General features: G+C 62.5%; 16 protein-coding genes and 1 pseudogene. 8 read left to right on the top strand and 9 right to left on the bottom strand.

Going from position 1 to position 17,905, the window contains the following annotated elements; genetic code table 11:
- Window positions 1–78 precede the first annotated feature (78 nt).
- From GTP90_RS07365 to GTP90_RS07330, 8 genes are all read left to right on the top strand, one after another.
- A complete protein-coding gene (locus GTP90_RS07365; RefSeq protein ID WP_161082886.1) occupies window positions 79–720 on the top strand; it encodes a hypothetical protein in 642 nt (213 codons plus the stop codon).
- Entirely contained in the window at window positions 717–1,265 is a 549-nt protein-coding gene (locus GTP90_RS07360) for a TlpA family protein disulfide reductase (protein ID WP_161082885.1), read from the top strand. The genes GTP90_RS07365 and GTP90_RS07360 overlap by 4 nt, the downstream gene beginning before the upstream one ends.
- Window positions 1,266–1,348: 83 nt before the next feature.
- Window positions 1,349–1,786: a type II 3-dehydroquinate dehydratase gene (gene aroQ, locus GTP90_RS07355; protein ID WP_161082884.1), complete on the top strand. Its 438-nt coding sequence runs from the start codon at window positions 1,349–1,351 to the stop codon at window positions 1,784–1,786.
- Window positions 1,787–1,875: 89 nt separating this feature from the next.
- The gene (gene accB, locus GTP90_RS07350; RefSeq protein ID WP_161082883.1) at window positions 1,876–2,346 is read left to right on the top strand and encodes an acetyl-CoA carboxylase biotin carboxyl carrier protein; all 471 of its coding nucleotides are present in this window, start codon (window positions 1,876–1,878) and stop codon (window positions 2,344–2,346) included.
- Between the two features lie 112 nt (window positions 2,347–2,458).
- The gene (accC, locus tag GTP90_RS07345) at window positions 2,459–3,844 is read left to right on the top strand and encodes an acetyl-CoA carboxylase biotin carboxylase subunit (RefSeq protein WP_161082882.1); all 1,386 of its coding nucleotides are present in this window, start codon (window positions 2,459–2,461) and stop codon (window positions 3,842–3,844) included.
- Window positions 3,844–4,776, top strand: a complete 933-nt coding sequence (prmA, locus tag GTP90_RS07340; RefSeq protein ID WP_161082881.1) for a 50S ribosomal protein L11 methyltransferase — start codon at window positions 3,844–3,846, stop codon at window positions 4,774–4,776. Before accC ends, prmA begins: the two co-directional genes overlap by 1 nt.
- Window positions 4,777–4,784: 8 nt before the next feature.
- Complete coding sequence (locus tag GTP90_RS07335) at window positions 4,785–6,293, top strand: DUF3426 domain-containing protein (RefSeq protein WP_175048005.1); 1,509 nt, start codon at window positions 4,785–4,787, stop codon at window positions 6,291–6,293.
- 8 nt (window positions 6,294–6,301) lie between these two features.
- The gene (locus GTP90_RS07330; protein ID WP_161082879.1) at window positions 6,302–7,240 is read left to right on the top strand and encodes a carbohydrate kinase family protein; all 939 of its coding nucleotides are present in this window, start codon (window positions 6,302–6,304) and stop codon (window positions 7,238–7,240) included.
- A 92-nt stretch (window positions 7,241–7,332) separates the two neighbouring features.
- Here GTP90_RS07330 and GTP90_RS07325 read toward each other — a convergent pair whose 3' ends face one another.
- The 9 genes and pseudogenes from GTP90_RS07325 to GTP90_RS36830 all read right to left on the bottom strand — a co-directional run.
- Entirely contained in the window at window positions 7,333–7,914 is a 582-nt protein-coding gene (locus tag GTP90_RS07325) for a YggT family protein (protein WP_443093305.1), read from the bottom strand.
- A 28-nt stretch (window positions 7,915–7,942) separates the two neighbouring features.
- On the bottom strand, window positions 7,943–8,956 hold the full coding sequence (locus tag GTP90_RS07320; RefSeq protein WP_161082878.1) for a transcriptional regulator: 1,014 nt from the start codon (window positions 8,954–8,956) through the stop codon (window positions 7,943–7,945).
- A 699-nt stretch (window positions 8,957–9,655) separates the two neighbouring features.
- Window positions 9,656–10,018: a hypothetical protein gene (locus GTP90_RS07315; RefSeq protein ID WP_217431946.1), complete on the bottom strand. Its 363-nt coding sequence runs from the start codon at window positions 10,016–10,018 to the stop codon at window positions 9,656–9,658.
- A 540-nt stretch (window positions 10,019–10,558) separates the two neighbouring features.
- The gene (locus tag GTP90_RS07310) at window positions 10,559–11,275 is read right to left on the bottom strand and encodes a hypothetical protein (RefSeq protein ID WP_161082876.1); all 717 of its coding nucleotides are present in this window, start codon (window positions 11,273–11,275) and stop codon (window positions 10,559–10,561) included.
- 497 nt (window positions 11,276–11,772) lie between these two features.
- On the bottom strand, window positions 11,773–12,495 hold the full coding sequence (locus GTP90_RS07305) for a tetratricopeptide repeat protein (protein WP_161082875.1): 723 nt from the start codon (window positions 12,493–12,495) through the stop codon (window positions 11,773–11,775).
- Between the two features lie 88 nt (window positions 12,496–12,583).
- On the bottom strand, window positions 12,584–13,711 hold the full coding sequence (locus GTP90_RS07300; protein WP_161082874.1) for a ribonucleotide-diphosphate reductase subunit beta: 1,128 nt from the start codon (window positions 13,709–13,711) through the stop codon (window positions 12,584–12,586).
- An 88-nt stretch (window positions 13,712–13,799) separates the two neighbouring features.
- Window positions 13,800–16,718 (bottom strand): ribonucleoside-diphosphate reductase subunit alpha, encoded by a 2,919-nt coding sequence (locus tag GTP90_RS07295; protein ID WP_161082873.1) that lies wholly within the window; start codon window positions 16,716–16,718, stop codon window positions 13,800–13,802.
- A 268-nt stretch (window positions 16,719–16,986) separates the two neighbouring features.
- Window positions 16,987–17,622: a 1,6-anhydro-N-acetylmuramyl-L-alanine amidase AmpD gene (ampD, locus tag GTP90_RS07290; RefSeq protein ID WP_161082872.1), complete on the bottom strand. Its 636-nt coding sequence runs from the start codon at window positions 17,620–17,622 to the stop codon at window positions 16,987–16,989.
- Window positions 17,619–17,828 (bottom strand): annotated as a pseudogene (locus GTP90_RS36830) (helix-turn-helix domain-containing protein); the annotation flags it as partial. The gene ampD and the pseudogene GTP90_RS36830, both read right to left, overlap by 4 nt.
- Between the last annotated feature and the right edge of the window lie 77 nt (window positions 17,829–17,905).

Raw genomic sequence — 17,905 nt, 5'->3', positions numbered from 1 at the left:
GGTGATCAAGACGACGAATGAATACGGGATTTTACCCGACCTGACGCCCTTTTCCCGGTTCGGAGTATTATCTCGTCCATGACGTCCAATGCCACCGAAGAAGTCCTGCTGCTGCGCGCGGAGATCGCCGCGGCCGCCGCGCGCCTGATCGCCCAGGACGGCCACGACTACAATACCGCCAAGCGCAAGGCCGCCAGGCAGATCCTCGGCGACACCCAGCCGCCGCTCAACCTGTTGCCGGACAACGCACAGATCGAGGCGGAAGTGCGGATCTACCAGTCGCTGTTCCACGCCGACACCCAGCCGGCGCGCCTGTTCCGGCTGCGCACGCTGGCGGTCGACATCATGGACGGCCTGTCCGCCTTCCAGCCCTACCTGACCGGCGCCGTGCTGAACGGCACGGCCGGCCCGCACGACGACATCCACCTGCAGCTGTTTGCCGACAGCGCCAAGGAAGTGGAAATCTTCCTGCTGAACCGCAACCTGCAGATCGACATCTCGGAAACCCCGCACTTCAAGGGTCCGCGCTACGGCGCGGTCGAGACGGTCAGCTTCATGTGGCACAAGGAAGGCGTGCACGCTGCCTTATATGAGCTGGACGACCTGCGCGGCGCCGTCAAGACCCGCGCCGACGGCAAATTGATGCGCGCCGATATCGCCACCGTGCGCGCCCTATTAGTTAACAGTACTCACGAAAACCAAGACCCATCCATATCATGAATCAAAAACATCTCGCCGCCTACGTCGTTGTCGCTTTGTTATTTGCCGCCTCCGGCGCCTATGTCGGCATGCATAAAAAAGACCAGGCATCGCCGATCTCCACCACCCAGCCGGCCGGCGTCACCGGCCCCGTGAACGACTTATATAAGCAGACCCTGCCGGACGCCAAGGGTGTCGCGCAGCCGCTGGCCCAATATAAAGGCAAGGCCATGCTGGTCAATTTCTGGGCGCCGTGGTGCGGCCCGTGCGTGCAGGAGATGCCGGAACTGTCGGCGCTGGCGGCCGGAGAAGAGGGTAAGAAGCTGCAAGTTATCGGAATTAGTATAGATTCGGCAACAAATATCGCCGAATTTAACGACAAGTTCAAAATCACCTATCCAGTCTTCGTCGCTGGCATGGCTGGCACCGACCTGTCGCGCGCCTTCGGCAACGGCGCCGGCGGCCTGCCGTACACCGTCCTGATCGGCGCCGACGGCCAGGTCAAGAAGACCTATCTGGGCCGCCTGAAGTTTGACGAGCTGCGCAAGGACCTGGCAACTCTGTAAATAGTTTTACAAGTTTTTTTCTCTTGCCAATGCCGGCAGTTGGCGGCAAAATGCGGAACTTTCGCGGAAAACGGTCCTGAACCATGGCAAAAAACCTCCTACTGCTCAACGGCCCCAACCTGAATTTGCTGGGTAGCCGCGAGCCTGAGGTCTACGGCGCTAGCACTTTGGCCGACATCGAACACGCAGCCCAGGCGCAAGCCCAGGCAGCGGGCGCGAGCTTGTCCTGCTTCCAGAGCAACCACGAAGGGGCGCTGATCGACCGCATCCATGCTGCCAGAACGGAAGGCGTGGACGCCATCGTCATCAACCCGGGCGGCCTGACCCACACCAGCGTGGCCTTGCGCGACGCCTTGGCGGGGGTGGCGATACCGTTTGTTGAAGTGCATATTTCGAATATTTACCAGCGCGAGACGTTTCGCCATCACTCATTTCTTAGCGCGATCGCTATAGGTGCTATTTGCGGACTGGGTATCGAAGGATATCGGTTTGCCATCGACTTCGTCCTTAAAAGGCGATAATCTACGCGATCTGCGCGCAATTTCGCGCGGTTCCCGCCCACAAGGCGCACCGCTCACACTTACATAACAAAGACATTCCTGGGGGTTACATGGATTTACGCAAGCTGAAGACCTTGATCGATCTGGTCGCGGAATCGGATATCGCCGAACTCGAAGTGACCGAAGGCGAGAGCAAAGTACGCATCGTCAAGTCGTCCGCCATGCCGCAGAACCAGATGGTGATGATGCAGCCGCAAGGCATGCCGCAATACCACGCCGCCCCGGCGCCAGCATCCGCACCAGCCGCCGCAGCAGCGCCGGTCGCAGCCGTCGCCGCCGAGCCGACCGGCCATGTGGTCAAGTCGCCGATGGTCGGCACCTTCTACCGTTCGTCCTCGCCAGGTTCGCCGGCGTATGTCGAAGTGGGCGCCACCGTCAAGGAAGGCGATACCCTGTGCATCATCGAAGCGATGAAGCTGTTGAATGAAATCGACGCCGACAAGTCCGGCACGATCACCCAGATCCTGGTCGAGAACGGCCAGCCGGTCGAATTCGGCCAGCCGCTGTTTGTGATAGGCTAAGACCGGCCTGCGCCCTCCCCATCGGTGACGGGCGCGCCGGCTTGGTCCGCATTCCCTCCTCTACCTGACGTTACCGGCCCTGCCGGTGCTCACAGACATACGCGAACCTATCATGTTTGAAAAAATCCTCATCGCCAACCGTGGCGAAATTGCCCTCCGTATCCAGCGCGCTTGCCGCGAACTGGGCATCAAGACGGTTGTGGTCCACTCGGAAGCAGACAAAGACGCCAAATACGTCAAGTTGGCGGATGAATCGGTGTGTATCGGTCCTGCGCCGTCGACGCTCAGCTACCTGAACATGCCGGCCATCATCAGCGCCGCCGAAGTGACGGACGCCGAAGCGATCCACCCGGGCTACGGCTTCCTGTCGGAGAACGCCGACTTCGCCGAGCGCGTGGAAAAATCCGGCTTCGTCTTCATCGGCCCCCGCTCCGAATCGATCCGCATCATGGGCGACAAGGTCTCGGCCAAGCAAACCATGATCAAGGCCGGCGTGCCGTGCGTGCCAGGTTCGGAAGGCGCGTTGCCGGACGATCCCAAGGCGATCGTGCAAATTGCGCGCAAGGTCGGCTACCCGGTCATCATCAAGGCGGCTGGCGGCGGTGGCGGACGCGGCATGCGCGTGGTGCATACCGAGGCGGCCCTGATCAACGCCGTGGCGATGACCAAGACCGAAGCCGGCACCGCCTTCGGCAATCCTGAAGTCTACATGGAGAAGTACCTGGAAAATCCGCGCCACGTGGAAATCCAGATCCTCGCCGACGAACACAAGAACGCCGTCTGGCTCGGCGAACGCGACTGCTCGATGCAGCGCCGCCACCAGAAGGTCATCGAGGAAGCGCCAGCGCCGGGCATCCCGCGCAAGCTGATCGAGAAAGTGGGCGACCGCTGCGCCGAAGCCTGCCGCAAGATCGGCTACCGCGGCGCCGGCACCTTCGAGTTCCTGTATGAGAACGGCGAGTTCTACTTCATCGAGATGAACACCCGCGTGCAGGTGGAACACCCGGTCACCGAAATGATCACCGGCATCGACATCGTGCAGGAGCAGATCCGCATCGCGGCCGGCGAGAAGCTGCGCTTCCGCCAGCGCGACGTGATGCTGTCCGGCCACGCCATCGAGTGCCGCATCAACGCCGAAGACCCGTTCAAGTTCACGCCGTCGCCAGGCCGCATCACCTCCTGGCACGTGCCGGGCGGCCCCGGCGTGCGCGTCGACTCGCACTCGTATGCGGGGTATTATGTACCGCCGCACTACGATTCGATGATCGGCAAGGTGATCGCCTACGGCGCCACCCGCGAGCAGGCGATCCGCCGCATGCAGATCGCGCTGTCGGAAATGGTGGTCGAGGGCATTTCGACCAACATCCCGCTGCACCGCGAGCTGATGGTCGACGCCCGCTTCATCGAAGGCGGCACCAACATCCACTATCTGGAGCAGAAGCTGGCGGACATGCCGGACCTGCATAAACTGAGTTTGAGTAACAAGGCGCCACAATAATGAGCTGGACTGAAATCGTCATCGAAATCGCCCGCGACCACGCGGAAGCACTGTCGGAAGCGCTGATGGACGTGGGCGCGCTGTCGGTGTCCGTGGAAGACGCGGACGAAGGCACCGACGCGGAAAAGCCGCTGTTCGGCGAGCCGGGCATGGAGCCGACCGAAGCGGCATGGGAACACAGCCGCGTGGTCGCCCTGACCAACGAAGATGACGACCAGGCCGTGATCGTGGCGGCCGCGGCCGGCCAGATCGGCCTGGCGGCGCTGCCCAAGTTCACCACCCGCAAGGTGGAGGAACAGGACTGGGTGCGCCTGACGCAGTCGCAGTTCGCGCCCATCCATATCGGCAAGAACATCTGGGTCGTGCCGAGCTGGCACGAGGCGCCGGACGCCAACGGCCTGATCCTGGAACTGGATCCGGGCCTGGCCTTCGGCACCGGCTCGCACCCGACCACCCGCCTGTGCATGGAGTGGCTGGAAGCGAACCCGGCGCCGGGCAAGACCGTGCTCGACTACGGCTGCGGCTCCGGCATCCTGGCCATGGTGGCCAAGAAGGTCGGCGCCGGCGAAGTGGTCGGCGTGGACATCGATCCGCAGGCGATCGAATCGGCGGCCGACAACGCGCAGCGCAACAAGTGCGAGATCGAATACTTCCTGCCGGACAGCTTCGCGCAATCGCAGCACGCGACCCAGCGTTTCGACATCGTGGTTGCCAACATCCTGTCGAGCCCGCTGAAGCTGATGGCGCCGATGCTGTCGGGCCGCGTGGCCGATGGCGGCGCGCTGATCCTGTCGGGCGTGCTGGCGCGCCAGGCCGAGGAAGTGGCCGCCGCGTACGCACCGTTCATCAAGCTGGGCGTCTGGGCTGAGCAAGACGGCTGGGTGGCCCTGCATGGCCGCCTCGGCAGCGACGTGGTTCCAGCGGCGCGCTAACCACAGCAATGGCGCTCGCCACCAAATGCCCCCACTGCAACACGATATTTCGGGTCGCCCATGACCAGTTGAAATTACGTGGGGGCATAGTGCGCTGTGGCTCCTGTAATGAAGTCTTCGATGGCAACGCGGCCCTGCTGGAGCCGCTGGCCGCGCCCCCCGCGGCGCCCTCCCCGTCCCCGCTGCCCGAACCCACGCCCTTCGACCAGAAGATGGCCGCGCTCGATACCCGCGCGGCCGAAGTGCTGGCCGGCGACACCGCCGAACCCATCTACACGCTGGAACTCGACGCCACGCTCGACACGGCCGAGGCCGAGGCGCACATCGCCGAACCCGAGCCGGACGCTGCCGAGACCCACGTCCCTGAACCCGAGCCGGACGACCAGCGCTACGACGACGAACCGATCGCCACCACGCTCGCGCTGCCTGCCGAACCGGCCAGCTTGCCGCCCGCAGTGGAAGAAGCGCTGGATCTCGATCTCGACCTTGATGTAGAGCCCGAGCCGGAGGCCGAGCCTGCGCCGGAAGCCGCGCCAGAGCCAGCCGCCGCCATCGAGCCGCAGTGGGACACCGAAGCCAGCGAAGCCGCCGCCGCCGAACCGCAAGCCGACGCCGAGCCGCTCGAAGACGCGCTCAGCATCGAAGCGATGTCGGACGAAGAACTGGAAGCCGCGCTGGCCGCCGAGCTGGCCGTGATGGAGCAGCACATCGCCCCGCCGGAAAGCGAAGCCGAGCCGGCGCCCGACGACGCCTTCACCTCGGTCGCCGCCAGCGAGCGCCGCGAGCCGACGCTGGACGACATGCCGGCCGCCGCCGCGCCGCAGCCCAGCCTGGCCGAACGCTTCAACGAGCTCGACGATGTCGACGAGGAAGCGCTGGTGCACCTGTCGTCGGCAGGCTTGGCGGAGGCCCAGTCCGCCCGCGCCCCCACGCATGTGCTGGCCGAACCGTTCGCCGAAGCGGAAAGCGACACCGAACCAGAACCCGGCGAAGCCGAAGAACCCGGCTTCGTCAAGCGCGACCGCCGCCGCCAGAAGTTCGGCAAGGCCGCCACCATCGCCATGAGCCTGGGTTCGCTACTGCTGCTGGCCGCGCTGGCGGCGCAGGGCCTGACCACCTTCCGCAACCAGATCGCCGCCGCGCTGCCGCCGCTCAAGCCGGCGCTGACCGCAGCCTGCAACGCGCTCGGCTGCAAGATCGAACTGCCGGCGCAGATCGACGACCTCAGCATCGAACAGGGCGAACTGCAAACCCTGAGCGACACCACCTTCTCCTTCACCACCCAGCTGCGCAACCAGGGCAGCACCGCGCAAGCCTGGCCGCACATCGAACTGGTGCTGGACGACGCCAGCGACAAGGCCGTGCTGCGCCGCGTGTTCACGCCGCGCGAATACCTGGGCCCGGACGTCGCGCTGGACAAGGGCTTCGCCCCGCACACCGAACAATCTGTCAAACTGTACTTTGAACTGAGCCAGCTGAAAGCATCCGGCTATCACATCGCAGTCTTCTACCCTTAAGATCCATCATGACTCCAACCTCCCTGATTTGCGGTTCGATCGCCATCGACACCATCCTGCAATTCCCCGGCCGCTTCGACAGCATCCTGCTGGCCGACCAGCTGCACAAGGTCAACGTCTCCTTCCTGGCGCCGACCATGCGCACCGAGTTCGGCGGCTGCGCGCCCAACATCGCCTACAACCTCAAGCTGCTGGGCGGCGACCCGCGCATCGTCGGCGTCATGGGCCAGGACAACGCCGCCTACATGGAACGCTTCCGCAAGCTGGGCCTGTCCACCGACAACATCCTGGTCAAGCCGGACGCCTACAACGCCCAGTGCTTCGTCACCGCCGACGAGGACAACAACCAGATCAACGCCTTCCACCCGGGCGCCATGTCGTACGCGCACGAGAACGAGGTCGCCAAGGCCGGTCCGGCCGCGATCGCCATCATCTCGCCGGACGGCCACCTGGGCATGCAGAAGCACGCGGCCGACCTGGCCAAGCTGCAGATCCCGTTCATCTTCGATCCGGGCCAGCAGCTGCCGATGTTCAACGGCGCCGAGTTGATCGCCTTCATCGACCAGGCCACCTACGTCACCACCAACGACTATGAAATCGAGCTGCTGATGGACCGCACCGGCCTGACCGTGCCGCAAATCGCCAGCCGCCTGGAAGCGCTGATCATCACCCGCGGCGAAAACGGCTCGGAGATCTACACCGGCGGCCAGCGCATCGAGATCCCGGCGGTGCCGGTGGCCGAGGCGGTGGACCCGACCGGCTGCGGCGACGCCTACCGCGCCGGCCTGCTGTTCGGCATCACCAACGGCTGGAAATGGGAAACCACCGGCCGCCTGGCCAGCCTGCTGGGCGCGATCAAGATCGCCAGCAAGGGCGCGCAGAACCACAAGCCGACGGCCGCCGAGATCGCCGACCGCTTCGAAGCCGCGTTCGGTTACCGCTACTAAGCCGCACGGCGCAAAAAAGCCCCGCCTGCACCGGGCGCGCTCTCGAAGCGCGCTCAGGCAGGCGGGGCTTTTTTACGTCGGGTCAGCCTGGATCAGCGTCCGCTGAACAGCATCCCCAGCACCAGCAGCGCGATCTGCAGCAGGATCAGCGCCACCAGCAGCGACAGGTCCAGGTTGCCGACCAGCGGCACCACGCGGCGGATCGGCCGCAACAGCGGCTCGTTGAGCGCGCGCACGAACGGCGCCAGCGGCGCATGCGGATTCACCCAGCTGAAGATGGCCTCGACCACCAGCAGCGCCATGAAGCCGTACAAGATCCACTGCAGGAAACGCTGGCAGGCCATCAGCAGCACCAGCGGCGTGGTCCAGCCGGCCAAGTACATCACCGAGGTGGCCAGCAGCACGATCAGGAAGGCGCCGATCAGGCTGGCCCAGTCGTAGCCGCCCACGCCGGGCACGATGCGGCGCAGCGGGCGCACCAGCCAGTCCGACAGCTGGAACGTGAATTGGGCCACCGAAGCCGGTGGGCGGACGCGGATCGCCTGCATCCAGAAACGCAACAGCAGAGCCCCGCCCAACAGGGTGGCGATGGCGTCGACAATCAACACGAGAATACTAAGCACGAGTCCCTCCAAAAAAAAACCGCTGTGTGATTGTCTCACACAGCGGCCCATTGCCTCAGCAGGCATCCAAGCTATTTAATTAGCTAGGACGGGTGCTGGTTGGGAACGGCCATGCTGCGGCCGGTGCCAACACGGTTTTTGCCGCGGGAGCGGCGGCCGGAGCTGGAGCGGCTGGCTTGGCGACAGCTTCCTTCTTCGGTGCTGCAGCCTTTTTCGGCGCGGCTTTTTTCACAGCAGGTTTCGCGGCGGCTGCCACGACTGGTGCTGCGGCTGGTGCAGCGGCTGGAGCGGCTGCCGGTTTAGCGGCGGCTTTCTTAGCGACTGGCTTTTTGGCAGCCGGCTTGGCGGCTGCTTTAACCGGCTTTTTTGCTGCTGGCTTAGCCGCTGCCTTTGCAGCCGGTTTGGCTGCTGCTTTTACCGCTGGTTTTTTGGCGACAGCTTTTTTAGCTGCTGGCTTGGCGGCAGCTTTAGCTGCTGGCTTGGCTGCTGGTTTAGCGGCGGCTTTTTTTGCTGCTGGCTTGGCTGCTGCTTTTTTCGCTGCTGGCTTGGCTGCTACTTTTTTCGCTGCTGGTTTGGCTGCTACTTTTTTCGCTGCTGGCTTGGCGGCGGCTTTGGCTGCTGGCTTGGCTGCTGCTTTAGCGACGACTTTTTTAGCTGCTGGTTTAGCGGCTACTTTTTTCGCTGCTGGCTTGGCTGCTGCTTTTTTCGCTGCTGGCTTGGCTGCTGCTTTAGCGACGACTTTTTTCGCTGCTGGTTTGGCGGCTACTTTTTTCGCTGCTGGCTTGGCTGCTGGTTTAGCTGCGGCTTTTTTAGCGACTGGCTTGGCAGCGGCTTTTTTCACTGCTGGCTTGGCTGCTGCTTTTGCTGCTGGCTTGGCTGCTGCTTTGACTGCTGGCTTGGCAGCTGCTTTTTTCGCGACTGGCTTGGCAGCGGCTTTTTTCACGGCTGGTTTAGCTGCGGCTTTAGCGGCTGGTTTGGCGGCAGCTTTCACTGCTGGCTTGGCGGCGGCTTTCGCTGCGACAGGCTTTTTCGCTGGGGCGGCGGCTTTAGCGGCCGGTTTCTTTGCTGCTGGTTTCTTTGCGGCTGTTGCCATTTTTAGTTCTCCTTCATCGGGGATGGGAAAAATTCATTACAAGATTTAAACCCGTCCGGCCCGGAATTAGGCCAGGCGAATTATTCATCGGCACAAACGGACTACGGTTTGCGCTAATGAATTCGGCACCAGCTGAACTGCTGCAACCCCTCACGAGTGCAGCACTTCAGCCATCGACCTGGTCGCCGTCCGTGGCCGGACGGCGCTCAGGTACTAATCTTGTTGCGACGTTTTGCGGGTGGTCGGGCGTATGTTCAGCTCCATGGACCTACGTCGCAGCCATGCACGGTTTTCGTTTTCAAACAAAAAACCGCCCAACCTGAACCTAATCAGGAAAGACGGCTCAACAAAAACAGTGTGGTCTTGTGCATATCTGTGTGAATCTGTATCCCGTATCGCGATCATTTCTGCGGCATGTGCGACTTCAAATTTCCGCACATTTCAAAACACGCATTTTCAATCTCGTAAAGTACACGAAAACCTTGTCGGTACGCAACCAGCACGAGAGATATTCGCGCGCTTTTTTTCGCGTTAAGCTGCCCAACTCACATACGCACGCCGATCCGGCATGCCCGCTTGCGTCGTCGCGACGCGATGTGCGCGCTCGATCGAGTTCGGAAAAGCCTCCGCGCTGTCGCGCGAAAAAAAAGACCGCATCAAAGCGCGCCTTATGCCGCCTGGGTTTCTGCGATGCCGTCGTCACCGGCGAAAAATCCGCACCACCCGCTTCCGAAATCGAGAGCGCTTGCGCATCGCTTGCGCGCCGCCGCTACTCACTGTTTTAATTTCGTCGCGATTATGAGACAGAGTGCGGCGAATGGCAAGCACAATACTGCGGTGCTCGCGCATCGCACGCGCGCGACATGCGGAGCGCGATCGCACATCGCTCGATTCGGCGCGCCGTTTTCGCGGCGATGCGGACGCGCGTTCGCGCCGGCGGCGACGCGTTTCATCAAGCGTGGCAAGGCGCGCCGATGGACCACCGCAATCGGCTGGCGACTCGGCGACGACGTTCTCGCGCATGCGGGCGACGGCGTCCACCATCTCGCGGCGGGACTTCATCACCACCACTTCGCGTGCATGCTCGTCGCGCGTGGTCGACGGGCCGCGCCACCGGACCTGGTTGGTCGAGTGATCGATCTGGCGGAGGCGCCGTTCAACGACCGCGCGGCCTGGAGATCCAGGAAGAGCGACATCGACTCGTCTGAGGCGAGGGCCGCCGCCATCGCTCGGCCGAATCGGGCGTGGGCATCGTGCGGCATGCGGTCCATTGGCGCTCGTTTTATACGATGATTTCCCGGCTGGCGGAGCGCTATCGCGTCCTCCGCGCTGCCCGCCCCCATGGAACGGAGCGGGGCGAGATCGCCGCCAGCATGCCGAGACTGGAGGCCTGCCGATACGTTTGTTTACGCTATTGAATATCTGCGGAGGTTCGCCGCTGCGCTATGAGCCGCAAAGTTAAGGGACACTATATTAGCCATTAAGGACGCACTTAATGCAGGGCAGGTCAAAGGTGGAGCTGGCCCACGGTGTCCCGATCCACACCGCCACATCGGCCGAGCCATCCACGCCAATCGCAAGCGGCTGAGATAAGAAGGCTCTTCACGGATTTCCGGGAACTTGTTTCGCAGCGCGGCGCTTCCTGCGGCGGGCGCTTCTTCCAGAGCCGGACTTGGGCTGATCGCCATGATGATGCGCCTCCGGTGCGCTGCTTTGGCCAGCGACCGATCGCGGCCATGTTTGGCTGGCCGGGAGGTGGCGCGCTGCGGGTTGGCGTGCAGACGGCTGCGGCGGCGCCGGAGCGCGTGCGCCGTCGGCCGGGAGGCCATCTGCCCGCGCGCCGCCCTCGTGCAGTCGCGCTATCGCGGCTTTTCGCGCCGAGCGGCAGACGTCTGCCAGCAGCCATTCGCTGCTGCCGGGGAGGCGCAGCCATATGGCTTTCCATGCATTGCGGTTGCCGCTGCCGTGCAGGTTCGCGAAGCACGAAGGCGATACCGCGTGCCCTTCATATTTGATTTCCGCTCCCACGACCGTGCCGAAATAAGGCTCCCGGCCGAAGCTGGCGCGCAGCCTCGTGCCTTCGGGGAGAAAGACCTGCTTCCATTGGTACCCCATCTCGCTTGTCGCGGCAGGCTGCTGCGCGGGTGGCGGCGGAGGATTGATGTAGTTGCGGATCGCTTCGATGACGAAGGGCTCCTGCGCCCAGGAATCCGACCAGAAATTGCCAGTGAATTCACCCAGTTCGACCAGCACATCATCAGGTACGCGGATCGGGAATTGGAGGTTGTACGTGGGCTTGATCTTGGGCGAGGTAGGCATGGGGGACTCTCTAAAATCGGGTTTTACTATGCGCTGCTAACCACTACTGACCTGTACTACCCAGCGCTATCACTTACTAAAAATGCCGGGCCGCATGCTAATCACTACTAAATTTTTCGGCCTGTATTCATTAGAGGCGGTTAGCGGCTTTTAGTTCCGAAAATAGCGCGGAGTCGTACGAAATATCGATGGTTAGCATTGGGTAGTAGTGGTTAGCAGCTTTTAGTAAAAGCCGAAAAAATACCTCCCGCCCTGTGCATGCCTGAGCTGCGGCTAGTAGGAATTCGTCACCAATTAATGGGGTGAACCATAAAAAAGCCTGGCAATTGCCAGGCTTGGGTCTCGCAAGAAGGTGGGGGGCCGTGTTCAGGACCCAGGAGTTTGCAACCAGCGTTGAGCAATCGCCATTGCCTTGTCGAAGTCCTGCGGCGCGATCATTTTACGTATCGACTCAACTGCGGCGGCAGCCTGCGGATGTCCCTCATGCCGCGCAATGATCATCCATTTTGTGCCTTCGGATACGTTGCGGGATCCTTGTTGTCAGCGGCCTTCATGAACCAGGCACGCGCCTTGGCTCCATCCACGGGGACACCGTCGCCCTTGGTGAAGGCGATTGCCAGCGCAAACTGCGCGTTGCCATATCCTTGGTTCGACGCGGATTCGAAGTTGGCCAGAGCCTTTGCCATATCGCGTCCAACGCCGCTTCCGGTGGCATACGCCACGCCCAGATTGTACTGGCCAAAGGCATTACCCTGCTTCGCCGACATGGAGAACATGTCGAAAGCCTTGCCAAAGTCGCTGGCGACACCCTTGCCATGTGCATAGGCGAGACCCACATAATACTGCGCCAACGCGTCGCCGGATGCCGCGGCCTTCTGATACCAGTATAAGGATTTGACCGGATCGCGCTCCACTCCTGGGGTGCCGTTGTAGGCCGATCCCAGATTCGATTGGGCTGTGGCGCTCCCCCGCTCTGCCGCCTTGGTCGTCCATATCAGCGCCTGTTGGCCATCCTGCCGCGTACCACGCCCCATCGCATACATGAACCCCAACCTCTCCTGCGCATCAAGATCACCTTCACGCGCCGCAATTTGATAAAGGGCGAAGGCCTCCTCGTACTTCCCCTCTTGATAGAACGCCTTGGCGCGATCGATTTCAGTGGCACCAGAGGGGGCGGCGCCAAATACGAGCAAGCAGGTTAATGCTATGGTTTTGAGCATGGGGTGGAGGCCGAAGCCAGGGACGGGGGGAATGAAAAAAACCCCTTGCTTTCACGGCAAGGGGTTTCATATATGGCAACCGAGGAAATCAATCCCAGTTCAGCGCGCCGCCGGTCTGGTACTCGATCACGCGGGTCTCGAAGAAGTTGCGTTCCTTCTTCAGGTCGATCATCTCGCTCATCCATGGGAACGGGTTGTCTTCCTGGTCGAACAGCGTCTCCAGGCCGATCTGCGTGGCGCGGCGGTTGGCGATGAAGCGCAGGTAGCCCTTGAACATGGTCGCGTTCAGGCCCAGCACGCCGCGTGGCATCGTGTCTTCGGCGTAGGCGTACTCCAGGTCCACCGCCTTCAGGAACAGCTGCTTGATCTCTTCCTTGAACGCAGGCGTCCACAGCAGCGGGTTTTCCATCTTGATCGTGTTGATCAGATCGATGCCGAAGTTGCAATGCATCGACTCGTCGCGCAGGATGTACTGGTACTGCTCGGCGGCGCCCATCATCTTGTTCTGGCGGCCCAGCGCCAGGATCTGGGTGAAGCCGACGTAGAAGAACAGGCCTTCCATCAGGCAGGCGAACACGATCAGCGACTTGAGCAGCGTCTGGTCGCTTTCCACGGTGCCGGTGGTGAAGGCCGGATCGGTCAGCGTGTTGATGAACGGGATCAGGAACTCATCCTTGTCGCGGATCGACTTGATCTCGTTGTAGGCGTTGAAGATCTCGCCCTCGTCCAGGCCCAGCGACTCGACGATGTACTGGTAGGCGTGGGTGTGGATCGCCTCCTCGAACGCCTGGCGCAGCAGGTACTGGCGGCATTCCGGGGCGGTGATGTGGCGGTAGGTGCCCAGCACGATGTTGTTGGCGGCCAGCGAGTCGGCGGTGACGAAGAAGCCCAGGTTGCGCTTGACCAGGCGGCGCTCGTCCTCGGTCAGGCCGTTCGGGTTCTTCCACAGCTCGATATCGCGCTGCATGTTCACTTCCTGCGGCATCCAGTGGTTGGCGCAGCCGGCCAGGTATTTGTCCCACGCCCACTTGTACTTGAACGGCACCAGCTGGTTGACGTCGGTCTTGCCGTTGATGATGCGCTTGTCGTCGGCATTGACGCGCAGCGCGACTTGCTCGGCGTTGGCTTCGCCGGAAGCCAGCGCGGCTTGCGCATTTTGATTGACAGCAGCTTGTGATGCGGCCGGTGCGGCCTCTTCGTCCCAGGACAGCGACATGGTATTTTCCTTCTGAATTCGGTGTAAAAAGAACCGCCCGGACGGGCCGGGACGGTTCACTCTCTATATTAGTACGTTTGCCGCCCGCTTATTGGCAGGCTTCGCATTCCTCGAAACCGTCGTCGCCGGGACGCAGGTAGCAGGCGGCGCCATCCTCGACCGCCGGCGCGGCGGCAACCGGAGCCGCCGCGGCCATGGCGCTGGCCGACATGCCGCCGTCCACGGCCACCGCGTTCAGCGCGCCGGTCTTGGAGGTCGATTTCTCCATGTGGGTGGCGGCGATGGTACGCAGGTAGTAGGTGGTTTTCAGGCCACGCAGCCATGCCAGCTTGTAGGTCTCGTCCAGCTTCTTGCCCGACGCGCCAGCCATGTAGATGTTCAGCGACTGCGCCTGGTCGATCCACTTCTGGCGGCGCGATGCGGCTTCCACCAGCCAGGTCGGCGACACTTCGAACGCGGTTGCATAAATGTCACGCAGGTCTTGCGGGATGCGGTCGATCTTGGCCAGCGAGCCGTCGAAGTACTTCAGGTCGGAGATCATCACCTCGTCCCACAGGTCGCGCGCCTTCAGGTCGCGCACCAGGTAGGCGTTGATCTCGGTGAACTCCCCCGACAGGTTGGACTTCACGTACAGGTTCTGGAAGGTCGGTTCGATGCAGGCCGACACGCCAATGATATTCGAAATGGTGGCCGTTGGAGCGATCGCCACGCAGTTCGAGTTACGCATGCCGAACTTCTTGATGCGGTCGCGCACCGGGGTCCAGTCCATCGCCGACGAGGTATCCTGCTCCAGGTAGCCGCCGCGTTCATCGGCCAGCAGCTTGATCGAGTCCTGCGGCAGGATGCCGCGGTCCCACAGCGAGCCTTTGTACGACTGGTAGTGGCCGCGTTCCTCGGCCAGTTCGGTCGAGGCCAGGTAGGCGTAGTAGCACACCGCTTCCATCGAGGTGTCGGCGAAGGACACGGCTTCGTTCGACGAGAACGGCACGCGCATCATGTGCAGGCAGTCCTGGAAGCCCATCACGCCCAGGCCCACCGGACGGTGGCGCATGTTGGCGTTGCGGGCCTTGTCGACGGCGTAGTAATTGATGTCGATCACATTGTCGAGCATGCGCATCGCGGTGCGGATGGTCTTTTTCAGCTTGACGTGATCGAGCTTGCCCTCTTTCATGTGGGCCGGCATGTTGACCGAACCCAGGTTGCAGACGGCGATTTCGTCAGGACCGGTGTTCAGCGTGATCTCGGTGCACAGGTTGGAGCTGTGGACCATGCCCACGTGCGACTGCGGCGAACGGATGTTGCATGGATCCTTGAACGTGATCCATGGGTGGCCGGTTTCGAACAGCATCGACAGCATCTTGCGCCACAGGTCCAGCGCGGCGATTTTCTTGAACACGCGGATCTCGCCGGCGGCGGCCTTGGCTTCGTAGCCCAGGTAGGCCTTTTCGAAGGCCTTGCCGACCAGGTCGTGCAGGTCCGGGCAGTCCGATGGCGAGAACAGGGTCCACTCGCCCTTTTCCATCACGCGCTTCATGAACATGTCCGGGATCCAGTTGGCGGTGTTCATGTCGTGGGTGCGGCGGCGGTCGTCGCCGGTGTTCTTGCGCAGGTCCAGGAACTCTTCGATGTCCATGTGCCAGGTTTCCAGGTAGGCGCACACCGCGCCCTTGCGCTTGCCGCCCTGGTTGACCGCGACGGCGGTGTCGTTGACCACTTTCAGGAACGGCACCACGCCTTGCGATTTGCCGTTGGTGCCCTTGATGTGGGCGCCCAGCGCGCGCACCGGGGTCCAGTCGTTACCCAGGCCGCCGGCGAATTTCGCCAGCAGGGCGTTTTCCTTGATGGCGTCGTAGATGCCTTCCAGGTCGTCCGAGACGGTGGTCAGGTAGCACGACGACAGCTGCGAGCGCAGGGTGCCCGAGTTGAACAGCGTCGGGGTCGACGACATGAAGTCGAAGGTCGACAGCAGGTTGTAGAACTCGATGGCGCGCGCTTCGCGGTCCGATTCGTTCAGGGCCAGGCCCATGGCCACGCGCATGTAGAACGCCTGCGGCATCTCGATGCGGACGTCGCGCACGTGCAGGAAGTAGCGGTCGTACAGGGTTTGCAGGCCGATGTAGCCGAACTGCAGGTCGCGGTCGGCGACCAGCGCCTTGGCCAGGCGGGCCAGGTCGAACTCGGCCAGCTTGGTGTCCAGCAGTTCGTTGGCGATGCCCTTGGCGATGTATTGCGGGAAGTAGGTCACGTATTCGGCGGCCGCGGCGCCCTGCGCCACTTCCTTGCCGAAGACTTCCTTGCGGATCGTGTGCAGCAGGATGCGGGCGGTCACTTGCGAGTAGGCCGGGTCTTTTTCCATCAGCGCGCGGGCGGCCAGGATGGCGGACTTGTGCAGCTCTTCGACCGGCACGCCGTCGTACAGGTTCTTCAGCGTCTCGGCCACGATGGCGTCGGCGTCGACGTGCTTTTCCAGGCCGATGCAGGCGGCGTTGATCAAGCCGGTGACGCGGTTCATGTCCAGCAGCTTGCGCTCGCCGTTTTCAACCACATGGATCTGCGGCGCGTCGATGGTGGCGGCGGCGCCCTGGGCTTCCTTGGCGGCGCGGCGCTCTTCCATGTGCTTGGCGCGGTACAGCACGTAGGCGCGGGCGACATCGTGTTCGCCGGAGCGCATCAGCGCCAGTTCCACCTGGTCCTGCACGTCTTCGATGTGGAAGGTGCCGCCCGATGGCTGGCGGCGCACCAATGCGGTGACCACGCTGGAGGTCAGCTGTTCTACCAATTCACGCACGCGCGCCGAAGCCGCGCCCTGACCACCGTTGACGGCCAAAAAGGCCTTGGTCATGGCGATCGCGATTTTCGACGGTTCAAACGCGACGACCGCGCCGTTACGGCGGATGATGCGGTAGTCACCGAGGTCGCTGGCGGCCGTGACCGGGCTGCTGGCGGTGCTCGCAGCGGCTGCTGGTACCAGCGCTGGATTGATGGTGATGTCTTGAGTAGATTGCATTTAAGCTCCCCGATAACAGCGTGCAGTCAAAGCTGCGCGACGTAATGTTGTATAAAAAAAGGCCAAAATGAAGCGGCCAGCCAAACCTGCCTGGCTGGTTAAACTGCAATAAAATGGGTGTTGAACTGGCCTTGGCGACTTGTAAATAGTTTAAGAACCAGTGTCATGGGAACTACTATATCTAGTGATTGGTGTGAATCGATACACTGATTGTAGTGGTCAGATAATGGTAAGACAAGTGGAAATTTTGCCTTAATAGGCAATTTTTCTATTGACTTTGCGGGAGCCCTTTTGCAAAGCGCAATCCGGCGCTAGCGCCCACTAACGCGGGCTGGTCCAGTGCCTTTCGATTAAGCAGCGACTGCCAGGTTTTCCGATAAAATTCCCAATCAAACAACGGCCCCGGGTCGGTCTTGCGGCCCGGCGCGATGTGCTCGTGGCCCTGCACGTCGGCCAGCGGATAGCGCATTTGCAGCGCCACCGTCAGCTCGGCCAGCGCCTGGTACTGGGCCGGCTCGAAGCCGCTAAAGTCGGTGCCTTCCAGCTCCACGCCGATCGAATAGTCGTTGCACTTCTCCCGCCCGCGGAACGACGACAGCCCCGCGTGCCAGGCCCGCTCGTTGGCAGAAACATACTGCATCACGCGGCCGTCGCGGCGGATGAAGAAGTGGCTCGACACCTTCAACCCCCGCAGGTCCGCGAACGAGGGGTCAGTATTATAGTCCAAGCGGGCGGTGAACAGGTCGGACACGTGCGGACCGCCGAAACTGCCGCCCGGCAGCGAGATGTTGTGGATGACCAGCAGCGTGATGTCGGCGGGGTCGGGACGGCAGTCGGCGTGCGGGCTGTCGTAGCGGATCGCCGGCTGCCACCAGCCGTCCGCCCCCACTTCCGCGCGGCTCACGCCTCCGGCTCCTGGATGTTCAGCTTCTGCATCTGGTAGCGCAGCTGGCGGAAGCTGATGCCCAGCAGCTGGGCGGCCTGGGTGCGGTTGAACTGCGTCTGCGCCAGCGCGCGCAGGATGATGTCGCGTTCGACCTGGTTCAGGTAGTCGGGCAGGCTGCTGGGCAGCGCGTCCAGGTGCGGCGCGGCGGGCGGCGCCGAAGTGGGGGCGGACGGCTGGTGGCAGCCGGCGATCCGCTACGACAGCCCGCACGCCGACTGCCGTCCCGACCCCGCCGACATCA

Source organism: Duganella vulcania (assembly GCF_009857655.1).
Taxonomy (GTDB): Bacteria; Pseudomonadota; Gammaproteobacteria; order Burkholderiales; family Burkholderiaceae_D; genus Rugamonas; species Rugamonas vulcania.
This window is presented reverse-complemented; position numbering and strand designations above follow the sequence as displayed.

Coding starts and splice junctions, on each gene's coding strand:
- GTP90_RS07365 (WP_161082886.1), top strand. CDS start 79: ATGACGTCCAATGCCACCGAAGAAGTCCTGCTGCTGCGCGCGGAGATC.
- GTP90_RS07360 (WP_161082885.1), top strand. CDS start 717: ATGAATCAAAAACATCTCGCCGCCTACGTCGTTGTCGCTTTGTTATTT.
- aroQ (WP_161082884.1), top strand. CDS start 1,349: ATGGCAAAAAACCTCCTACTGCTCAACGGCCCCAACCTGAATTTGCTG.
- accB (WP_161082883.1), top strand. CDS start 1,876: ATGGATTTACGCAAGCTGAAGACCTTGATCGATCTGGTCGCGGAATCG.
- accC (WP_161082882.1), top strand. CDS start 2,459: ATGTTTGAAAAAATCCTCATCGCCAACCGTGGCGAAATTGCCCTCCGT.
- prmA (WP_161082881.1), top strand. CDS start 3,844: ATGAGCTGGACTGAAATCGTCATCGAAATCGCCCGCGACCACGCGGAA.
- GTP90_RS07335 (WP_175048005.1), top strand. CDS start 4,785: ATGGCGCTCGCCACCAAATGCCCCCACTGCAACACGATATTTCGGGTC.
- GTP90_RS07330 (WP_161082879.1), top strand. CDS start 6,302: ATGACTCCAACCTCCCTGATTTGCGGTTCGATCGCCATCGACACCATC.
- GTP90_RS07325 (WP_443093305.1), bottom strand. CDS start 7,914: ATGGGCCGCTGTGTGAGACAATCACACAGCGGTTTTTTTTTGGAGGGA.
- GTP90_RS07320 (WP_161082878.1), bottom strand. CDS start 8,956: ATGGCAACAGCCGCAAAGAAACCAGCAGCAAAGAAACCGGCCGCTAAA.
- GTP90_RS07315 (WP_217431946.1), bottom strand. CDS start 10,018: ATGAAGTCCCGCCGCGAGATGGTGGACGCCGTCGCCCGCATGCGCGAG.
- GTP90_RS07310 (WP_161082876.1), bottom strand. CDS start 11,275: ATGCCTACCTCGCCCAAGATCAAGCCCACGTACAACCTCCAATTCCCG.
- GTP90_RS07305 (WP_161082875.1), bottom strand. CDS start 12,495: ATGCTCAAAACCATAGCATTAACCTGCTTGCTCGTATTTGGCGCCGCC.
- GTP90_RS07300 (WP_161082874.1), bottom strand. CDS start 13,711: ATGTCGCTGTCCTGGGACGAAGAGGCCGCACCGGCCGCATCACAAGCT.
- GTP90_RS07295 (WP_161082873.1), bottom strand. CDS start 16,718: ATGCAATCTACTCAAGACATCACCATCAATCCAGCGCTGGTACCAGCA.